This window comes from Pectobacterium jejuense (genome assembly GCF_026800125.1).
GTDB lineage: Bacteria > Pseudomonadota > Gammaproteobacteria > Enterobacterales > Enterobacteriaceae > Pectobacterium > Pectobacterium jejuense.
In genome coordinates this window covers 438,647-457,659 of the sequence record NZ_JAPQKX010000002.1, presented here as the reverse complement: position 1 = coordinate 457,659, position 19,013 = coordinate 438,647, and the positions used below count along the sequence as shown (strand labels likewise).

20 protein-coding genes and 1 pseudogene are annotated in these 19,013 nt (G+C 46.5%); 14 read left to right on the top strand and 7 right to left on the bottom strand.

What is annotated here, in order from left to right; translation table 11 throughout:
* Positions 1–485 precede the first annotated feature (485 nt).
* The 5 genes and pseudogenes from NXT09_RS05550 (at position 486) to NXT09_RS05530 (ending at position 4,723) form a co-directional block, all read left to right on the top strand.
* The gene (locus tag NXT09_RS05550; RefSeq protein ID WP_039503406.1) at positions 486–1,070 is read left to right on the top strand and encodes a TetR/AcrR family transcriptional regulator; all 585 of its coding nucleotides are present in this window, start codon (positions 486–488) and stop codon (positions 1,068–1,070) included.
* 452 nt (positions 1,071–1,522) lie between these two features.
* Positions 1,523–2,371 (top strand): DMT family transporter, encoded by an 849-nt coding sequence (locus tag NXT09_RS05545; protein WP_039503404.1) that lies wholly within the window; start codon positions 1,523–1,525, stop codon positions 2,369–2,371.
* A 111-nt stretch (positions 2,372–2,482) separates the two neighbouring features.
* Positions 2,483–3,178, top strand: coding sequence for a DsbA family oxidoreductase (locus NXT09_RS05540; RefSeq protein ID WP_039503403.1), 696 nt, complete (start codon positions 2,483–2,485; stop codon positions 3,176–3,178).
* An 803-nt stretch (positions 3,179–3,981) separates the two neighbouring features.
* Positions 3,982–4,378, top strand: a pseudogene (locus NXT09_RS05535) (integrase); the annotation flags it as partial.
* A 3-nt stretch (positions 4,379–4,381) separates the two neighbouring features.
* Positions 4,382–4,723, top strand: a complete 342-nt coding sequence (locus NXT09_RS05530) for a hypothetical protein (protein ID WP_162274781.1) — start codon at positions 4,382–4,384, stop codon at positions 4,721–4,723.
* Positions 4,724–4,954: 231 nt separating this feature from the next.
* On the opposite strand, the gene NXT09_RS05525 is transcribed toward NXT09_RS05530, so the two are convergent.
* Positions 4,955–5,911, bottom strand: coding sequence for a hypothetical protein (locus NXT09_RS05525; protein ID WP_039503400.1), 957 nt, complete (start codon positions 5,909–5,911; stop codon positions 4,955–4,957).
* Between the two features lie 169 nt (positions 5,912–6,080).
* Positions 6,081–6,518 carry an OsmC family protein gene (locus NXT09_RS05520; protein WP_052234617.1) on the bottom strand — a complete coding sequence of 146 codons (438 nt, stop codon included), beginning with the start codon at positions 6,516–6,518 and terminating at the stop codon, positions 6,081–6,083.
* A gap of 102 nt (positions 6,519–6,620) precedes the next feature.
* On the opposite strand from NXT09_RS05520, the gene NXT09_RS05515 reads away from it, so the two are divergent.
* From NXT09_RS05515 to NXT09_RS05500, 4 genes are all read left to right on the top strand, one after another.
* Complete coding sequence (locus tag NXT09_RS05515) at positions 6,621–7,613, top strand: GlxA family transcriptional regulator (RefSeq protein ID WP_039503396.1); 993 nt, start codon at positions 6,621–6,623, stop codon at positions 7,611–7,613.
* Positions 7,614–7,844: 231 nt separating this feature from the next.
* A complete protein-coding gene (locus NXT09_RS05510) occupies positions 7,845–8,825 on the top strand; it encodes a cation diffusion facilitator family transporter (protein WP_039503394.1) in 981 nt (326 codons plus the stop codon).
* An 18-nt stretch (positions 8,826–8,843) separates the two neighbouring features.
* Positions 8,844–9,161, top strand: a complete 318-nt coding sequence (locus tag NXT09_RS05505; protein ID WP_425353149.1) for an ArsR/SmtB family transcription factor — start codon at positions 8,844–8,846, stop codon at positions 9,159–9,161.
* Positions 9,162–9,505: 344 nt separating this feature from the next.
* Entirely contained in the window at positions 9,506–10,054 is a 549-nt protein-coding gene (locus tag NXT09_RS05500; protein WP_039503391.1) for a cysteine hydrolase family protein, read from the top strand.
* Between the two features lie 455 nt (positions 10,055–10,509).
* Here NXT09_RS05500 and NXT09_RS05495 read toward each other — a convergent pair whose 3' ends face one another.
* On the bottom strand, positions 10,510–10,692 hold the full coding sequence (locus tag NXT09_RS05495) for a hypothetical protein (protein WP_161546943.1): 183 nt from the start codon (positions 10,690–10,692) through the stop codon (positions 10,510–10,512).
* 208 nt (positions 10,693–10,900) lie between these two features.
* Between NXT09_RS05495 and NXT09_RS22550 the strand changes: the two genes are divergently transcribed.
* The 3 genes from NXT09_RS22550 (at position 10,901) to NXT09_RS05485 (ending at position 11,808) form a co-directional block, all read left to right on the top strand.
* On the top strand, positions 10,901–11,020 hold the full coding sequence (locus tag NXT09_RS22550; RefSeq protein WP_080163598.1) for a TetR family transcriptional regulator: 120 nt from the start codon (positions 10,901–10,903) through the stop codon (positions 11,018–11,020).
* Between the two features lie 182 nt (positions 11,021–11,202).
* Complete coding sequence (locus NXT09_RS05490; RefSeq protein WP_131526235.1) at positions 11,203–11,409, top strand: hypothetical protein; 207 nt, start codon at positions 11,203–11,205, stop codon at positions 11,407–11,409.
* Positions 11,410–11,460: 51 nt separating this feature from the next.
* The gene (locus NXT09_RS05485; protein ID WP_005967016.1) at positions 11,461–11,808 is read left to right on the top strand and encodes a carboxymuconolactone decarboxylase family protein; all 348 of its coding nucleotides are present in this window, start codon (positions 11,461–11,463) and stop codon (positions 11,806–11,808) included.
* A 264-nt stretch (positions 11,809–12,072) separates the two neighbouring features.
* Here NXT09_RS05485 and mobH read toward each other — a convergent pair whose 3' ends face one another.
* On the bottom strand, positions 12,073–13,863 hold the full coding sequence (mobH, locus tag NXT09_RS05480) for a MobH family relaxase (RefSeq protein ID WP_039503388.1): 1,791 nt from the start codon (positions 13,861–13,863) through the stop codon (positions 12,073–12,075).
* A gap of 518 nt (positions 13,864–14,381) precedes the next feature.
* On the opposite strand from mobH, the gene NXT09_RS05475 reads away from it, so the two are divergent.
* A complete protein-coding gene (locus NXT09_RS05475; protein WP_205532567.1) occupies positions 14,382–15,137 on the top strand; it encodes a hypothetical protein in 756 nt (251 codons plus the stop codon).
* 198 nt (positions 15,138–15,335) lie between these two features.
* Entirely contained in the window at positions 15,336–15,719 is a 384-nt protein-coding gene (locus tag NXT09_RS05470) for a DUF3742 family protein (RefSeq protein ID WP_426596370.1), read from the top strand.
* A 13-nt stretch (positions 15,720–15,732) separates the two neighbouring features.
* On the opposite strand, the gene NXT09_RS05465 is transcribed toward NXT09_RS05470, so the two are convergent.
* Genes NXT09_RS05465 through NXT09_RS05455 form a run of 3 tightly spaced genes read right to left on the bottom strand, consistent with a single transcriptional unit; the run spans position 15,733 to position 19,013 of the window.
* A complete protein-coding gene (locus tag NXT09_RS05465) occupies positions 15,733–17,250 on the bottom strand; it encodes a conjugal transfer protein TraG N-terminal domain-containing protein (protein ID WP_039503386.1) in 1,518 nt (505 codons plus the stop codon).
* A 12-nt stretch (positions 17,251–17,262) separates the two neighbouring features.
* Positions 17,263–17,613 (bottom strand): hypothetical protein, encoded by a 351-nt coding sequence (locus NXT09_RS05460; protein ID WP_039503385.1) that lies wholly within the window; start codon positions 17,611–17,613, stop codon positions 17,263–17,265.
* On the bottom strand, positions 17,610–19,013 hold the full coding sequence (locus tag NXT09_RS05455; RefSeq protein WP_426596372.1) for an integrating conjugative element protein: 1,404 nt from the start codon (positions 19,011–19,013) through the stop codon (positions 17,610–17,612). Before NXT09_RS05455 ends, NXT09_RS05460 begins: the two co-directional genes overlap by 4 nt.

Sequence of the window (19,013 nt, the reverse complement as noted above, 5' to 3'; positions counted from 1 at the left end):
GCCCATAATCACCTTCGCTTTTCATTCTGGGTCAGCTTTTTTATCATTGATTTAGTTCGCCTGTGAGCGTTATGTATAAGCATGCCTAGGATGACGTTGGTCTATGTATTATCAATACCATTCACCTTATGTCTACCATAATCATGATAATGGTTTTTCTTTGCTATTTGGCTTCATCTTCGCGATTAATCGAATTTAACTGTGACTTCAGATTACTACTTAGTTAATAGCAATGCCTAGTGTTGATAGTTATTAATTCAATAATGATTATTACAGTCAGCTCCGTCCCCATCAGGATAATGGCAGACTGACGCCGAATGAATCAGAACAATTGTTCTGGAAGAACGCTAAAACCATGGCCAGTTTTATTAACCACTACATTTTCTACCTGGATGTATGCGTTCTGGACGATGTTTTAAGAATGCTTGTAGGGAGAGATGTAGGAATGTAAAATTTATCATACTTATAGATATTGAGGTTTTGAAATGTCCCTGTTGACTCGTGACAGGCTTCTGAACGAGGCCAACCTGCTGATGCGTATGCGTGGCTATTCGGCTTTTAGTTACGCCGACTTGTCCAAAAAAATCGGTATTACCAAAGCGAGTATCCATCATCATTTCGCGACCAAGGATATCCTTGGTGAAGCTGTGGTAGCTAGGGCTATTGAAGAAAGTAGCGTGGTGTTTTCGAGTATTGAGAGCAAATCTGCGTCGGTTCGTGATCGTCTGACAGACTATGTGGAAATTTTTGCTGAAGGCTATCGCACGCACCTGTTACCACTGTGCTGCGCACTCTCGGCCGATCTGGCTAATCTGCCTGACAATATCAAGTTACAGGCGACTTCCTACTTCGATTTCCAGATTAACTGGCTGACTCGGATTATTTCTGTGGGGATCGCCTCCGGTGAAGTATCACAATCACTTGATCCCGATAGAACGGCACTCATCATACTGAATATCTGTGAAGGGGCCAGTGTCGTGGCTCGGGCTACGCACAAAGCGAATATTTTCGAGGACAGCCTAGAGCAAATCCTTTTTATATTAACAGCTAATGGAGCCTATACTGCTTGACCGGAATAAGTATCGTAGTGACCTGTTCAAACGCATTACGGTAGTCTGAAAAACCTGTCACAGCATTAATTTTTTTAAGTACGTTCCCGTCAGGATTCATGATGCGGGTTGGCATACCCCGGTTTCATAACGAATTGAAAGCTCTGGTGATATATACCAGTACTGATGTATTTGGTGCTAAGAGTCTCATCCAGACCGGCCTAAACTCCTTAAATATGCACGCGCTGGCGCGAATGGTGCGTATTTAGGGCATGAAAACGAGCGACGTCTACGCTTTCTTTCCACTTTCCAGTCAACCTCACGGAAATTATCTTCGTTGTATTTTTTCTATTCGAATTTAATCACACTCTTACTGAATCATAAAAGGTGGGGCTATCGATTTTCGTTGTTATATTGATTGGCTACCATCTAGTAGGTATATTTGATTTGTGTTTCAATGCGGAGTTAGCTCAATGCCCAGTCGTTCAATGGTTTTTCAGGTGATAATTGTCATGACGGCGTTTGCTGCCAACTCAGTATTATGTCGTCTTGCCCTGAAAGGAGGCCATATTGATCCTGTCAGCTTCAGTAATCTTCGTCTCATTAGCGGCGCTCTTGTGCTACTTCCTTTCTTGCGGCGCAAAGTAGGTCATGTTCATTCTCGTTTGAATGTGATTAACAGCTTTCTGTTGATGATATATGCCGTCTTTTTTTCCGTTGCCTATATTCAGTTGGATACAGGAACCGGTGCCCTCCTGCTTTTTGGTGTGGTGCAGTTAACCATGGTGATTTACGGTCTCCTGCGGGGAGAGAAATTCACTATTGCGAGGGCAGCAGGGTTGACACTAGCGCTTGTCGGTATGGCTCTGCTTTTACTCCCCGGAGCAAGTGCTCCGCCACTTGCCAGCGCCGTTTTAATGGGAGTATCGGGCCTTGCCTGGGCAGCCTATTCAATCAGGGGCCGTTCAACAGTTTCCCCAGTACAGGCCACTGCCAAAAACTTTGTGCTTGCAGTGCCGTTTTCTCTTCTTATTGCCTATTTTCTTGGCGTTTCTGTCCGTGCCGACCTTACTGGCGCTGGTCTGGCTATTTTGTCTGGAGCTGTTGCATCTGCCGGAGCCTATGCCCTCTGGTATGCACTGTTGCCACGAATAGAGTCAGTTACTGCCAGTACTGTTCAACTGAGTGTGCCCTGTATCGCCGTGCTCGGAGGTGTTCTATTTCTGGGAGAGACACTTACTTGGAGAATGAGCATAGCCATGATCGCTGTACTTTCTGGAATAGGGCTGGTTATACGGCCTGTATGTACAGATAACAAATAATACTGACTCTTGGTTATTCCATTAGCTGGTTTGTGATCTCTAAAACTTTCTGTTCCTGTTAATACAGAAGAAATTTTCAGTCAATGTACTACCAATTAATCAGAGGTATTTATGAAAGAGCTGCACCCTATTATTGAAATTGATGTCTGGTCCGATCTTGTCTGTCCATGGTGCTGGATCGCTAAAAAACGTTTTGAAAAGGGACTGACAGCATTTGAGCACAAAGACAAAATTATTGTCCGCCATCACAGCTTTCGGATTGCAGACAACAAGGTACCTCTACCTTACAAAGAAGCACTAAAGCGTAAGCTTGGTAGTCTTCAGCAGGCGGAAATCATGATGTCTCAGGTTTCGGAAGCGGGTAAATTGGAAGGCCTGAACTATCTTTTTGACTCTATGCTTTTTGGTGATACAGAAGATGCACTGACGCTAGTTGCCGCCGCACGCCGTGACGGTCTGGGAGATGAAATGATCGAACGATTTTTTCAGGCAAGTGTTGAAGAAGGCCGATCTATTTTTGACTATAAAACGCTTATTGAGCTCGCGACTGAAGTTGGCATGTCTGCAGAGATGGCTAGTGCAGCACTGAGCGATATTACTCTGCGAGCGAGCATTGCTACTGATGAGAAAGCTGCAAATGCCATGGGGGCAAACGGCGTACCATTGTATGTTTTCAACAATAAATACGCTATCAGCGGCGCACAACCAACTGAGCACTTCTTGGGGGCCCTACGGCAGGTGTGGAAGGAAAATATGGTCGAACTGGATGAAGGCTCATCATGTGATATGGGCGGCTGCAAAATCTGACAGTAAATATAACGGCAAATCTCCGCCGTTTTTCACATTTTACCTCGTTTGTTCAATAGGCATTTTCAGAGATGGAAATGCCTATTTTTCGTTTAAAGAATATGGAGGCTCATTCCAGACTGATTTGAAATCAAACCAACCCAAGGAGTTCATGTTGTGAGCATCCAGCTTAAACGGACCAGTTAATTTTTTAGAACTTCAGATATGCTGATTATGTATCCCTTGGAGATAGCGTAACATTAAGTTTTTCGGGTAAGTATCTTGCGCCTAATAAAACAGATACTCAGAAGAAAGGCAGTAATGAACAGCAGTATTCTTCAAAGTGGGGACGAGCATGCTGAACTCTAGGGCAGAGATACGCCTTTACGGTACTTGGCTACATGTTCTTGATAACGATATTGATCGCTTTACTTTCCCCGACAGAAAGAAAGATCAGTTCACTGTAGGTGTTCAGACCGAGGTGCTCTTCTAACTATATTGCTGTGAACCAGTTTTCAAGGGGCAATGACTGTAAATATTACCCCTTATTAGAAAAAAGACCATATCGTAAAATTTCAGATGGTGCGGTATTACTTACATGTTACCCGAATATTGCTGCATCATGGGAGTATGGCTAGATAAATCCTTATCTATGTCTTCATTCATATTGATTTTAATCGTTTTTATAATCTTTCAAGTACTCATGTGGTCCCATTTAAACCCCTGTTAAACTCACATGAACCCGCAAATTTGTAGCTCACTTGTAGCTCAGCGCGTGATAGGTTACTTTCAATCCTTCTTGGGCTACAAATGGTGGTGGTGCTTTGAAAACAACTCTCAATCAAGCTTTTATTATCAATAAGTTAAGCATCAGTGTGAAGCCTGTTCTTAGTGATACAGGAAAAGTTGTTTTCGAACCTAACCCACAACAGAAATCATACATTGTTTTCGACGATCACAGAGAAGCCCCTGTGGGGTTTGGTGTTAAGGTGAGTTTGACGAAAAAACCTATGTAATCCAGCGAAGAGTGTCTTCCGGTAATCGTACCGTGACTGGGGCTAAGAAACCAAGTTCTGTGCTGAAAGTAAAAGTTGGCAATGTTTCTGATTTTCCGAATATCGATCAAGCTCGTGAAGCGGCCCGGCAGTTGATTCAGACAATGATCTCGCCACCAAAAGAAATCCCAATCAAATCAAGAGAGAGTTAGATTCAGCAGAACTCACAATGAGCGAAATCTTTGCCCAATACAGAAATCATTTAATGGGTAGATCTAAACCAGCGAAACCAAACACACTTGCAGTGCTTGATAAAGCAGAGAACCGTCTGAAAGATTGGGCTGGTTTGCGAGTTAAAGATCTTACTGGTAATGAAATTCTTCGTAAATTTGACGAGATTGCTTCGAGAGCAAGAACGGCAGCGGAACATTGGACTTATAATGTCAAGCATTTTCATAGAAGCAAAGGCGGCAGCCAGAAAAAGAATTGTATCATTTATAGTTTTTACTATTCCCCTCTTCTTCTGTATTGCTTTGTTATTACTATAGCAGATGAGGTAAGAATTAAATAGAATCCAAAATATGCTGGAATTGGTATTCCTTTGTAATCATTAACTATCACAATTAAGTATGTGGAATATATCATTTAGAATGATATTTTTAAGAATGAAACAAAGTTTTTATCTAATTTTCCATTTATAATATTTATTATGGAATGTTTTATTTTATCATTATCTATAAATCCATTTATGTTTTAATTATGGTGTATCTCATAGAGAGTAACCGAGATACACCTTCAAAAATTAAATGCCATTAGCAAGGGAATGAAATTCTTTTTTTAGTGCCTCTTCATCTATAAATTGGTTTTCAGCTATATATCTCTTGTTTATATCATAGCAACCTATTCTAATAGGTAATCCTGTTGCGAGTTCTTCAGAATCTAATAAAAATGTGTCTTCATATTGGAAAAAAACACCGCAAACTCTTGGGTCAAGTTTGAAGTGTTTATAAGTTTTTTTTGCTTTATAGTAATAATATTCAATGTTTTGATTAATATAGCCAGCTATTATTTTTTGGAAGTTTTTATTGTGGGGTATTTGTGAATGAGAGTCTCTTGTATTTAGTCCAAGAACCTTGTTTTGATTGAGAAACTCTAAGAATATTGTATCTATGAAATTTTGTATATCCTTGCCTGATACCAATTGTGATAAATCAATAGAGATGAAACCCCTTTTAGCTAAACCACTTTCGATCCTGTTTACTATCTGTTTTTCTGCTTTTCTTATATTATGTTCAAATCCATTTTCACCGTGTAAAAACTTACACTCGATGGCTATATCATCGTCAATGATTATATCACAATCGCTTGTTATATTAATCTTTCTTTTACCTTTCCCTAAAAGGTATCTTAAAGCCATATCAAATTCAAAATAAAAATCATTATGTGATTCACTTAAATTAGAATATGTATGACTTCCTGCTACTATTTTTAATAGGTTACTTTTCAAATAATCTATATCACCTTCGAAAATTGGAAGTATCCTTCCATACTTATTAATAATGGATAGCAATTTTTTTTGGTCCGTTAAATCAAGTTCATGTAACTTGGAAAGTTGTTTCTGGAAGAACCAAAATTTACTTTTTTTAAATTTATCTTCTCCAATTACAGAGCAAAGAAACTCGGTGAATTTAATATATTCATTCTTGAGGTGAGAAATTTCTTTATTGTTTATGCTACTACCTTCTTGGGAATGACTCATTTTTCTAAATCCTTTTATGGAAAGAGGGAAGGAATAAATCATTTACTGGATTAATATAGCATAATCCTCTGATTTATTGAACAGGAAAGTTTGTATGCTAAAATAATAAATGTAGCCACTGGTAGACCAATTTAAAGTAATAATATTTATATCTATTGAATTCATTTGGTTAGGTTTTATAGATGGGTACTGCTGCGTCACCGGATACTGCAATGTGTACCCCAGCATCTTTCAGTAGATTCCCAATCATGCATGATTTGTCTGCATCCTCCACCAGTACCTGCGCACTTTTTAATTGCGCCTGTGTGGTTTCTTCATTGAGTGCAATTTCCACATTATGCACGATTTTCATGTTCGTTTTTTGTGTGCCAGTTAATTCTGAACGAAGTGTGATACCGGATGCTGGAATGTTGTGGCCCTGTAACATGGCTGCAAGAGTCATTAAATAACATGATGCAGCGGATGCCACCAGCAGATCCTTAGGATTGGCTCCCTTTCCGGTGCCGCCAAAGTGCTGTGGAATAGCTACGGGAAGTTTCATTTCCTCAGATTCGATAATACCTGAACCTTGAGTTAAACCCGTCCAGTCGAGTGTCAACGTTGTCATAATTCCCTCTTTCATACAGTGATAGTTTTCACTACCTAGCTTCTGCTTGAAATGCTAAGGTGACAAGTGTCATTATCGACATAATTACAGGTAATAACGACAATGGGTGATGTGTTCACTGAAGAGATTGGGGTGTTGCTTTATCCTGGAGTTCAGCAGGCGGCAGTACTTGGTCTGACGGATCTGTTTTGTGTTGCAAACCAGTTTTCGTCTACCTGCAAGAAGAATAGTGGGAAAATTTTGCGGGTATCGCACTGGCAACAGAAAGAAATCTCCTCTGAACCGGTGCGTGTTTTTGATACTGGTTCCGAGGAAGCTACCTCGGTGATTTCTGCAATGGTCATTCCACCGACACTTACTGATCCCGTAAATGTTGATGTAGCTGACGAAATGACAAATTGGCTTCGTAGCCAACATGCCCAGGGAGTGGTTCTGGGGTCTGTGTGTGCAGGCGCATTTTTACTGGCCGCAACGGGCCTTATGGCCGGCCGCCGAATGACCACGCACTGGGTATATGCAGATCTCTTAAAACAACGTGTCCCATCAGTGCTTGTCGATGCAGATCAACTGATCATTGACGATGGGGATATCATCACTGCGGGTGGGCTGATGTCGTGGACAGACATGGGACTTAGGCTCGTTGACCGTCTTCTGGGACCAACGATTATGGTCGAAACTGCACGGATGCTGTTAGTTGATCCTCCGGGCCGCGAGCAACGGTATTACAGTGTTTTTTCTCCAATACTGACTCACGGTGATTCTGCTGTTCTCAAAGTGCAGCATTGGTTGCAGGCGACTCAGGCTAAAGATATCAGACTCTCTATACTCGCTGCACATGCTGGTCTTGAAGAGAGAACATTTCTGCGTCGCTTCCAGAAAGCGACTGGGATGACGAGTACGGAATATTGTCAGCGCCTTCGGGTCGGTAGGGCTAGGGAATTGTTGCAGTTTGAGACTGCATCTATTGAGCGCGTTTCATGGGACGTCGGTTATCTCGACCCTGGGGCTTTCCGTAAGGTATTTACTCGGATTGTGGGGCTTTCACCCGGCGAATATCGGCGTCGTTTCAGCGCAGGTTCTAGAGAAACCTTTTGAATACAAAGGAAAGAAAGGCATCAACACATCAGACGGAAGTTTGCCCGTGCTTATCTTATTGATGGATGACAGTCCTATTAGTCAGTGTTCACGAGTGTTCCGTTCTTGTTTTAGCATTATCTATACATGTCGCTTGATGAGATAAACCTTTTAAGAAAAGAAACGGTCCAGCATTTGACATAAACATATAAACATGTATTTATATGTTTATGTCAAATGCTGGAGGTTTTTATGTCACATTCTCATTCCAATGAGCACCACGACCATTCGCATGTACCCACTGTCAGTAGTGCAAATGAGCGAAAGGTACTATTGTCTTTCTTCTTTACTTTTTCTTTCATGATTTTTGAGGTTATTGGTGGTGTTATGTCCGGCTCACTAGCATTGATTGCTGATGCGGGACATATGCTGACCGATGCCGCAGCGCTTGCGCTGTCTTATACCGCATTCCGTTTTGGACGGCGTATGGCTGATCCAAAGCGAACATATGGGTTCCTGCGAATTGAAGTTATTGCCGGATTCTTTAATGCCATAATTATGTTTTTTATTGTCGCTTGGATTTGTTATGAAGCTTTGAGGCGTTTTCAGGATCCTCAGGAAATTCTTGCTGGCCCCATGCTATGGGTCGCCATTGCAGGGCTGATCGTGAATGTGCTTGTGTTCTGGATCCTGACTCGTGGCGACAGTGAACACGTTAATATTAAAGGGGCATCGCTCCATGTTATGGGGGATCTGCTGGGTTCGGTAGGGGCGGTGCTGGCGGCAATTATTATCCATTTCACGGGGTGGGCGCCAATAGACCCCATTCTGTCTGTGCTTGTATCATTATTGGTTTTACGTAGTGCGTGGAGACTGTTGACGAAATCATTGCATATTCTTCTTGAGGGGACCCCAGAAGATGTGACTCCAGCAGCGATAGATAAATTTATCTCTGATTCTGTTGCGGGGATCTCCTCCGTTAGCCATATTCATGTCTGGGTGATCACCTCTGGTCGCAGGGCGGCAACCCTGCATATCCGACCACAACAGAATGCGAGCATTCCAGAAGTGACGCAACTGGTTGAAGATGCACTCAAATCTCGATTCAATATTGAGCATGTCACGGTTGCTGTTGACTGGACTGATGAGGTCTCATCGTGCAGTCTTAGCCAGATACCTGCTTCTGTCAGTGGTCACCACGAACATCACCACCATGGGCAACACCAGCACTGAAGAAAACAAGAGGCAGTTTTGAACCGTCATAAATCTATGTTATTACATGATATTACCATCCTGGCAGAGACGTTCCGTCTGCTAGGTGATACCACTCGACTAAGGATTCTTTTCTTTTGTCTGTCAGGTCCCAGAGCGGTAGGGGACATTGCCGAGGGGCTTGATATTTCTCAGGCACTAGTCAGCCATCATCTGCGATTGCTCAGAGGGGCAAGACTGGTCAGAGGTGAACGAAAGGCAAAACAGATTTTTTACGAAATTGATGATGATCATGTCAGGGGTATTCTGGTTAATATGGAAAGCCACATCGATGAGTGCCCTTCTGGTGAAGAATAAGCGAATTTATGCCCGCCGTTGTGGTACTTACGATCTCTCCGCGGATTTCTCATTAAGCGATGAGTGGTCATATGCCCTTCTAAGGGGTTAGTCGTTATTTAAGTGTTGTTGATCAGCAGATTTGTATTACACAGAAACTGGTGTGTAACTAACAGTCATTAATAAGCAACCTGCAGTATTACCGTTTCAACAAAAGCCTTGAGAAAATTCGTTTTGTCGTTTTGTCGTTTTGTCGTTTTGTCGTTTTGTCGTTTTTGGCGCTTTTAATGTCGACAGTGCCACTGTTTTGGTTGTTACCCTATTGCCATAATAGTGTTCATTAAAAGCGCAAACAGGAAAACATCATGAAACAACGTGGTTTAATCGTTATTGATCTTCAGAATGAGTATCTACCGGACGGCAAACTGCCTCTTTCAGGGATTGAGGCCGCCGCAGAAAATGCAGCAAGAGTGATTGCCGATGCACGGCAGAAGGGGATGCCTGTTTTCCATATTCGTCATGAATTTGCTAATGGAGAGGTTCCTGTGTTTGTGCCGGGCACTGAAGGGGTAGAGATTCAGCCTGCTGTGGCTCCGGTGGCTGGAGAGCCAGTCATTGTCAAAAATTACATTAATGCATTTCGTGAAACAGATCTCAAACAGCAACTCGATACGCATGGGGTTGAGGAAGTGGTCATTGTTGGTGCGATGAGCCATATGTGTGTAGATGCGTGTGTACGGGCATCTGCTGATATGGGCTACCCAGTTACGGTATTGCATGACGCTTGTGCCACGCTTGACCTCACCTTCGGCGGCGTAACGGTTCCCGCTGCTCATGTGCATGCGGCGATGATGGCTGCATTTGAGTTTGGATATGGTTCCGTGAAGTCAACAGAAGCATACCTTTCCGTCTGACAAGCGTTATATCCTTCCATACCATCCAGCCTGCTGGTGTTCGCTCTATCACAGGAGCGTCGCCAGTTGTTTCCCGGCGTTGTCAGAATAGGCAATGCCGTTTTAGTTATGCTTATTTCTGGTTTTCTTCACGACATGTGTCAAACCGGTAACCGTATTTACCGATTTTAGGTGAGTGCTGCCCTTTACGGTGAATTCTCATAATGAGATCGTAGTCCTATCCGTGATGAAATTTATCTACATTTTATCGATAAATGACCCGATTTCATCGAAAACTGACCTTTTGCCTTACGGCGAGATTTCCTGATTCCACCATAATAACAGCAACGGGCTATGACACTCTGGCTACCGCTCCTATACTATAGCTTCAAAATTAACCAATGAAATGGGCACCATTACTGCGATATTGATGTGGCCCTTAGTTAATTTTGAGGAATTGTTACTCTTGAATCATTCTATTTTTGGATCAAAACATGGCTCTGCACCGATTCCTCTTTCACTGCTGGATTTCGCAATGGCAGGGAAGTCGCTGATGCTTGTGAAGCCAAAGCCAAAGCCAAAGCCAAAGCCAAAGCCAAAGCCAAAGCCAAAGCCAAAGCCAAAGCCAAAGCCAAAGCCAAAACTCGTGATTCAGCCATCGACACGCACACAAGCGCTCAGTCCCTTCTTGGTCTTTCACCAAGAACTGTTGAACAATGGCTTCATGAAATCAAGATTTGATAGCCTGCGGTAATATTTTAAAAAGGCATTGCGATTAATTCTTTAAGGTTGTAAAGTCTACCTACTAGTAGATAGCTTTGTTGTTTCTGAAAAAATTTGACAAAACAGGCCTTAGTAAAAGAAGCGATGATCTTGATTAGGAGGAAAGGACACTCCTCCTTTAGTTATGCTGATCTTGTAACAAAAATCGGAATAAGTAAGGCCTGCATACATCATCACTTTCCCTCTGAAGAAATGCTGGGGTAAGAGGTTATGGGGCAATCGCTACAAATGTTGGCTCTTGGTCTCAAGTCCATTTTCAGGGAATAATGTAGTCTCACACAAAGAATTAAGGCATATATGGCAATTTTTGGGGAAGGGCAGAGTTCCGGTCAGCTTTCTTTATGTTGTGCACTTTCTTCTGAACTTGAAATCTGCCAGAAAATATTGTGGAACTAACCGCAGATTATTTTAATATTCAACTCAATTGGTTGAATAAAATTTTACTTGCAGCAAAGCGAACTGGCGAACTTGCACCAACTATTTTACCACTTAAAGCTGCTTGGCTAATAATTGGTACATTTGAAGGCGGAAGTATTGTGTCGCGAGTACTAAGAAGCACCTCTATATATCAGGATAATCTCAAGAAGATATGATCATATTCTCTTGAAACTAATAAATCCACTGACGACAATTAGGAGTTAAATATGGCTGTAACTGATTGGAAAGATATGCGCGCTGGGTTACTTGAGCGAGTTGGAGACCTTGGAAAACTCTCACCAGATACGCTAAAAGGAGTAATGACGTTGGCTGGCGCTGGTGCAAAAACAGGGCACCTTGATGAGAAGACGCGAGAACTTATTGCGATCGCTTGTGCGGTGACCACCCGCTGCGAAGGATGTATCGCTGTTCATTCAGAAAGTGCGGTTAAAGCAGGCGCGTCTGAAGGAGAAATAGCTGAGGCTTTAGGCGTGGCGATCAATATGAATGCTGGTGCTGCTTTAACTTATTCGACTAAAGTTCTGGATGCAGTCAAGCAAATAAAAAATAGTTGATATGCTTTAGGATTATTTTAGTAATATTTTTTGGTTTTTATTCCAAAGCAGGGACGGAAATATCTTGTCTGTCTCTGCTTTTTAGTAGATTTTAAATTGCAGTTAATATAAATCAGTTGCAAAGTCATTGCATTTATCTTTAGGTGCTAAATTCCTTATTTTCATATCACCACTTTCAAGTGCACGAACCTTTTTGACGCAGAAGAAAGACTGAAAATGCTACTTTACGCCGGCACCGAACAAAGGGAGTAGTTCGCGATCAAATCACGAGCCTGATGCTGGTGATATAAGCGAGAGATACGGGTTATTTGGCAGCGCTTCGTCAAAAATCAACTCGGGATCGGATAACAGGTAGCCGTTCAGTCGGTGTGATTTGCGTGGTCCACTGATTGTGCAGGCCCAGATGTTCAGGCCGTTGGTTTGTTTACGATGGATTTGCAGATGTTCAAAGCGTTTCTGTATCCACTGCCAGTCCTGAATCTTCTCCTGTTTTGCAAACGCCCCGACTTGCAGGTGTTCTTGCGCATAGCGCTGGAAAACGCCAGGGCTGACTAGAAAAGCCGTATCGTCCACGCTATGTATCAGAGCCTTTGCATCATTGATGATGATCTTACGGGATTGAACCCCTTTTCGCAGCCAGGTCATGAAATGATCGGCGGAAGGTTGTTTGGTAGGCTCAGGATTGAATTGTGTATTCGAGGGCTGTGTCAAGGCTGGCTCATCAGCATCTGATGCGTTGCTGTCTGGAGGTGCGATGCGAGGTGCTTCTGCTGGGATCAGCATGGCAAGTACGTCTTCCATGACATCGTGTTGCGCTGTGCCTGCCTGCGATGCTGCAATGCCTAGTGTGGTGGACGAGGCAGATACTGCCGGTTCAGTGGTGTCAGGTATTGAGTCGTTACTATCGGCGGGGCTGATGTCTACAGTCACCTTTCCTGTGAAGGGAGCCGGGCGCACGGATGCTTCCCAAATCAGCGCTGGAGAGAGCTTCAACAGCGTGAAACTGTGTGACCAGCCGGATGCGCTGCTGATGGTGGCTTTCCAGATGGCCTTGCCATCCAGTGTAGGCTGCAGTACGCCATGCTCCTGCAACACGTTGAACACAGCCGTGTTATTGGATGGAATACCTTCGATCCCCTGTGCCAGCAGATGAGCTCGCAGTTTGTCAGAGACGGTCTTGCTGACCAACCAAAGCGTATCCTCGGTCAGCCAGCCATCCGAAGCCTGGGGCTGGTTGATTTTCAATTCTTCCTTGAGCAGGTAACGCAACCCGTCGAGTAACTTGCGCTGTAGCGCCTGCTTGGGAGCCGCCAGGATGACACGGCTGGGATTTCCTCCCAGCTCTTGAGCTACCGAAGCCCGATCGGCCTGGATAACGAGTTCGCCCAGCATGCCAGCGTGTTCGTATTGGCCTGCGAGCACATACAGCAGTGAAGTCCAGAGAACTTGGTAGCTGCTGAGCCAGTCGAGGATGTGGTTATCGAGTATTTGCCGGTAGATCAAGCCAGTGGCAGCTCCGTGCAGGCGGTATTCACGGTCATCCCGGTAGCGAAAGCGGTAGGGCTGTTTCAGCGGCCCGTACCAGGGGTGCCAGAGGTTACCGTCTTCGTGCTCGATGTGCAGATCAACGGCAATCTTGCCGATGTCGTGGAGCAGTGCTGCATAAGCGATGGCCGCTGTCCAGGCTTCTGATTGCGCGGCTTGATCTTCGGGAGGTGCGCCTGCTGGTAATAGGTGGGACTGCCGCAGTTTCAGTGCAAAGGCGACGATCTCAAGTCCGTGATCGAGCATGCCGCCATGGTAAGCATGATGATGCGTTTCCGAGGCGGGAAACAACTGTACCAGCTCTGCGTAGCGCTCCAGAGGCCTGCGGTAAAGTGTGATGAATTGCTTGCGAGAGAGTGAGGTGCGTTGCCAGATATGCTCCAGCAGCTTTTGCCGACGAGGCGTGTCCAGCAATTCCGCAGCGGGTTCTGGCTGGAGTAGCCCTTTTTCTGGCATGACAGGGTCAGGCTGGGGTGGCGTGGGCTTTTTTCGCTGGAACAGAGTAAACATTGTGATGCCTCAAGTGCGGAGTCAACGGGCCTTTTCCTTTTTCGGGTAGAGCCTTTCCCCTTGACCCCATTCCATTGCCTTTTATCGGTTTTACCCTTGTTGGAGCCTTTTGATATAGCGCTGTTTGTCTGTGCCATCGAGTATCAATGCGACAGGGGGGAGTCCTTTTTGTGTTGGGAAATGGATAACGCTATTAAGGCTTGGTGTTGCAGGGGAGAATATCACTATGCAATTCTTTCGGTCTGAAGCCAAAACGTAATTTTCTTCAGACTAAGAACGATTTGGAATAGTTAACTGGAAATAAAAATGACGAAGGAAATTGAACGCGATATCAGTAGTATCAGGCAGGAATTGACGGGTTCAGAATTGGATCTGTCACGGCAAACAAATCGCTCTTTGAAATATTATGTGCGGGTATTCATAAAGACTTAACCATATGGAAGTCTACATGCAAAGATGAGCGGGAAGCATCACAATACAACCTTAGTATTGCTCTTTACTTAATTGGTTTGATTGGAGTGTTGCTGGCGATCATTCGCTCAGCGGGAAGTGATATCGATTGGGTTCGAGAACATACCCTGTCATTCCGGTTATGGGGCGTTGCCTTGTGCGCCATTTTTGTTGGTGTATCTCTGGAACGGTTGTCTCTGGTGAGTTCTCTGTGGCGTTTTACTGTCACGAAGGTGTTGCTATCAATTGTACTGTCGGGGCTGGTGATCTATGCACGTGGTCAGGCAGGTATCTATGTCAATGATGTGTTTCATGTTGATGCGTCGGCTTTACCTATTACCCTGTTGTTTACAACCGGCCTTATGGTATTCAAATTGCTTTTGCCGTTTATAATTGTTGCGGCTATAGCTATGTTTTTGTTTAATTTTTTACTTCTGGGGGCTTGGGTCAAAAATAAGTTTAATGGCGGAGATTCAGATTTGCCATTTCTTTACCCCGCTCTTTGCGTGTTTGTTTCATCCGTCCTTCTTTATCATGGATGGTTATGGTCCAGTGCTCAATTAAGCGATAATCGGGTATCTGAAAAAGTCTATCTGTTGGCTCATGCGCTGGATTTTAATAAATCGCATCAATGTGCCAATATTCCAGTGGATCGGCCAGTGGTTTTTCTTGGGAATGCTCAGGACGCAGTACTGGTGGCTCCATATCAACTGGAAGACTTTGACTTTGCCACGTTCTTTGAAGCCTCGGTGAATGTTCCCAAGGAATTTGTGCGGATGCGATGCGACTACCGACTGGTGCAAACGTTGCCGGAAAGATGGTGATTGGCATACGCTGTGTCTGATATTTCAAAATCTTGTTAATTTTTTAGTGCAACAAGAATGATGGATTGTCTTCGCTTGTTAGGTACTTGATGTATGGTATTTTTGCTCTAAGCTAAGTAGATAAGATGATTTCCGTAACAACATCGCGTATCAATTGCTGCAAGGTGAACTTTCGGTACAAACGGGTAACGCAGATAAATGATGACCATGAATAGCACGAGCCATAACAGTATTGCGGAACGCTTTGGCCGTTGGCTTGGCAAAGGCTGGCGTGGCTATGTGCGTTGTGAGCGCAAAGTGTCGAACTGGTTGGTATCCAAGGATGTGCCACAGTTTGTTGCCTTCGTGTTTTTGTGGGCAATCAAACTGATTGTGCTTGGCGTACTGGCGTATTTCGTCTTTTGGTTGGCATTGTTGATTGTGTTTGCTGTTGTTACTGGTTGGGCTGTCGGACAAAGCACGCCAGAAGATGATTTCGAATTAGGCTTCCCTGCTACGTTGGATGAGCTTCGCGAAATGTCAGGGTACGATCCTAATCTGCACAACGATACATCTCACGAGATGTATCACGATGGTGATTGATCCGGCTTAAATCCTACCTGAGTTTTTTGGAGACCGTACCCGCCCCCTTTCCGCCAGCATTACCAGCATCCTTTGTGCCCGCTGAAAAACTATTTGCGATTGTCCCCGCCCGAATGCCCGCCCAGGCAAGCGCACCGACCCAGAATGCCGGGAGCACAATGAACATCGAGCCCATAACGAAGTTCAGCAACATGTCTCCGAAGGTATTGTGCATGCCTACAAGCGGATCAACATTGTTGTGTGGCCGATTCCAGCCCCATCCCCATCCGTAAAGCGCATCGAGGATCGTACTGTCGAGCCAGCGTGCAAGCTGGAACCAGAAATCCACAAAGAACAGCGCAAATTGCACGATGCTGAGCGTGACAACGGTCTTCAGGTCGTATGTGCCGACCAGGAGCACCAGAGGGATACAGATCACCAGTGCCATCTTCAAGAGTGCAAGCACCATCGGCAGTGCCTGGCGTACGACGTCCAATGCCGGGAATGCGGCGATCCCTCCAATGGTCATGCCGATGTCGCCTGCAGCACGTGTGACGATATTCGGTAAGGTTTTGTCGATTTGACCGCCATAATCGGTGTAGACGCTGCCTTGGTTGAGTTTTTGCTGGCGGGGGGATGCAAGCGCTCTGATGACGGAGTCATCTACCTCTGCACGGCTGATGAATCCCGCCCAGTTGGCAATACGGCTGAGTAGGCTGGGATCGACCTCTGCCAGCAGGCGTGCGCGCAAGCCGTTGCCACCATCGCTCCACCACTGGCGGCAACTTGGGTAGCCCGCACCGCTTGGCACCTGAGCCAGTCCAGCGTCACGATTGCTGTCGTAAGCCCAGCCCTCACGTGGTGTCTTGGCGCGGTAGGTGTCATAGAAGCCGCCGGTGCTGACAAAATAGGTCGAGCCGATCCAGGTCACGTCGTGCATTTGTGCTTCATCAAGATCAGGACGGCTCATGAACAGTTTGGCGCGTGCAGGGCCGTAGCAGTCGTGGGTAAAGTCTGCGACTTCCTGAGCCAGTAGGGGATTGTCAATCCGGGTGGCATTGATCTCCATCCGCATTTGTCGCAGGTCGGTGCCGCATGGGATAGCCGCCACCGAGGCACCCGTGATCGCGCGTGAGAGCGTATGCATGAAGGCCCACCAGACTGGCACTTTTGCACTCTGGTTGTTGAGGGTGCTGAATGATTGCGACCAGCCCGTGTCTTCGGGCTGGGGCACGCTGATCTGGCACTGTGCCGAACGCGCCTGATCGTACCTGATCGTGTCGAGGTCAACATCAATGAACGGAATACCCGCGAACATCACCACCACGATTGCCACCCATACCCGGTTTTCAATACGCATTGAAGACAGTACGCCCTTGTTGCCTTCGTCGGCACCTTCAGTACGGGATCTCAACCACTCGTCGATGATGATGGCCACGAAGGGGAGGACGAACACGCCGCTGGAAACCAGTACAGCCCAAATGCCGTTGTGGACGACCCAGCTCACCAGGGTCAGGTAATACTCCAGATAATCGGTAGTGAAAAGTGTCATGGGCATACTCCCCTATTCGTCCTGTACCAACAGGCTGAATTCCAGCACCAGTAATGCGGCGATACCGGAAATCTCGGCACGAATGAGCCTGCACCGGGCGTCGGAGCGGGTATCGCGCAGGAGCAGGCGGCGGCGCATCCACAGCCAGCCATAAATGGTGGCCCCGTACAGGCACAGACGCCACAACAGAAAATAGCTGGCCGCATCGGCCAGCCAGTGTTCCCAGCCAGCGATGCTGCCAGCAAAGTAGATGCCCAGGACGTTGGCTGTGACGGTGATGCTCAGCAACGCCACCGTCCACAGGAGGACTCTGACGGTACGCCAACGGAACAGACGGTGTGATCGCAACCTGGCAAGACTCATGGCGTGCCTCTGGGGCTGGGACGCTGCAACTGGTCAAGACGGTTAGGTACGGGATCGCCTTCATAAATGCCGCGTGAGCCGGCTGCGCGTGCGCTGTGGCGCTGGATGATGGCCATCGGTGAGTTGTTGGCAAGCTCGCGGCGCAGTTCAAGCTCGGTTTTGAGATTGAGGATCTCGCGGTCAAGCGTGTTGCTTTCCTGAGCGACGGCAGCGACTGCCAACTGGTTCGCTGCAACATTCGGTTCTTTCTGGCCGGTCAGTAGCGTACGTTGCAGCAGCAGGGCTTTTTCCAGTACCGATGCCAGCGCGACTTCGGAGGCCAGACGTCGGGCCAGGATGTCTTGATCAGGTTCGTCACGCAGTGCCTCGATCACGCCACGGGTGATGGGCAGTGAGGTACTGCCAGCCTTGCGAAGGTTCTCGAACGTGGTGTGGCGTGCTCCGCTGACCAGCTCTTGCAGCGCTTCCAGTTTGGTGTCGTATTCGTCCTGGATGACCGGGGTCAATCCGACGCCAGGCAAGGTCTCAGTCTTGGTGCAGCCTTCGCAGGTGCGTTGTTCCTGTTCGCCCAGCACACGCGTGGCAAAGTCGATGGCTTGTTGGGGGGATGCCCACGTCTGGCAGGACAGGCTTTGGCAATTTGCCGGGTCGATGGGGGCGGTGTCGGTTACCCCACGGCCATTGACCAGGTTGTAGCCTGCACGGGTCACGTCACCGACGACCTTGATTGAGCGCTGACCTGCACCACCGGCATTGCTGCCACCCACCCACGGTACGCCGTCGTTACCCCGGTTTTTTTCGGCCTGTTCAATGGCTGACACGGCGTCTCTGCTGCCGACCGCCTGACGCAGCGCCATGCCTTCGGCGATCTGGCTCCAGCCGAGCTGGCCGCCTGCGGTGTCTGCCATTTTTTCAGCCATCGCTCGGCAGGTGAGTTTCGAGCGATCAAAGTCGAGTCGGGCTTGCAAAACGCCATTGGTCAGCAGGTTATAGAGGCCCGGATCGGCCCGCTGGATGATCAGTGCGGGCAACGAGGCGACCGCGCTGGTGGCGTTCTGGATCACGTTGCCCATGATGTTCTGAAAGCCGGTGGTCAGCCCATTGAGCTGATTCTGGATGGTGGTACTGATGTTCATGTCACCGCAGATCAGGTTGCTGTTCCAGCCTACACCGACACCAATCGAGCGCATGCTGGCCGCACCGCTCATTGATACGGCGTTACCGCCGCCGATGGAGTACATCACTTCATCACCAATGACGGCTCCGCTGTTCTGGAAGCCTCCGTCCTGTGCCAGAGCCAGACCACTGCTTAGCGTCAGTGCAGCAACCCATAGCGTGGGTTGCCACAGGCGCGGCACAAGAATTGAAAACGCTTTCGGGTCGAGACGTTTCATCATCAT

Coding starts and splice junctions, on each gene's coding strand:
- NXT09_RS05465 (WP_039503386.1), bottom strand. CDS start 17,250: ATGACACTTTTCACTACCGATTATCTGGAGTATTACCTGACCCTGGTG.
- NXT09_RS22550 (WP_080163598.1), top strand. CDS start 10,901: ATGATCTTGATTAGGAGGAAAGGACACTCCTCCTTTAGTTATGCTGAT.
- NXT09_RS05520 (WP_052234617.1), bottom strand. CDS start 6,518: ATGACAACGTTGACACTCGACTGGACGGGTTTAACTCAAGGTTCAGGT.
- NXT09_RS05540 (WP_039503403.1), top strand. CDS start 2,483: ATGAAAGAGCTGCACCCTATTATTGAAATTGATGTCTGGTCCGATCTT.
- NXT09_RS05545 (WP_039503404.1), top strand. CDS start 1,523: ATGCCCAGTCGTTCAATGGTTTTTCAGGTGATAATTGTCATGACGGCG.
- NXT09_RS05455 (WP_426596372.1), bottom strand. CDS start 19,013: ATGATGATGAAACGTCTCGACCCGAAAGCGTTTTCAATTCTTGTGCCG.
- NXT09_RS05510 (WP_039503394.1), top strand. CDS start 7,845: ATGTCACATTCTCATTCCAATGAGCACCACGACCATTCGCATGTACCC.
- NXT09_RS05530 (WP_162274781.1), top strand. CDS start 4,382: ATGAGCGAAATCTTTGCCCAATACAGAAATCATTTAATGGGTAGATCT.
- NXT09_RS05495 (WP_161546943.1), bottom strand. CDS start 10,692: ATGGCTGAATCACGAGTTTTGGCTTTGGCTTTGGCTTTGGCTTTGGCT.
- NXT09_RS05470 (WP_426596370.1), top strand. CDS start 15,336: ATGATGACCATGAATAGCACGAGCCATAACAGTATTGCGGAACGCTTT.
- NXT09_RS05550 (WP_039503406.1), top strand. CDS start 486: ATGTCCCTGTTGACTCGTGACAGGCTTCTGAACGAGGCCAACCTGCTG.
- mobH (WP_039503388.1), bottom strand. CDS start 13,863: ATGTTTACTCTGTTCCAGCGAAAAAAGCCCACGCCACCCCAGCCTGAC.
- NXT09_RS05500 (WP_039503391.1), top strand. CDS start 9,506: ATGAAACAACGTGGTTTAATCGTTATTGATCTTCAGAATGAGTATCTA.
- NXT09_RS05485 (WP_005967016.1), top strand. CDS start 11,461: ATGGCTGTAACTGATTGGAAAGATATGCGCGCTGGGTTACTTGAGCGA.
- NXT09_RS05515 (WP_039503396.1), top strand. CDS start 6,621: ATGGGTGATGTGTTCACTGAAGAGATTGGGGTGTTGCTTTATCCTGGA.
- NXT09_RS05525 (WP_039503400.1), bottom strand. CDS start 5,911: ATGAGTCATTCCCAAGAAGGTAGTAGCATAAACAATAAAGAAATTTCT.
- NXT09_RS05460 (WP_039503385.1), bottom strand. CDS start 17,613: ATGAGTCTTGCCAGGTTGCGATCACACCGTCTGTTCCGTTGGCGTACC.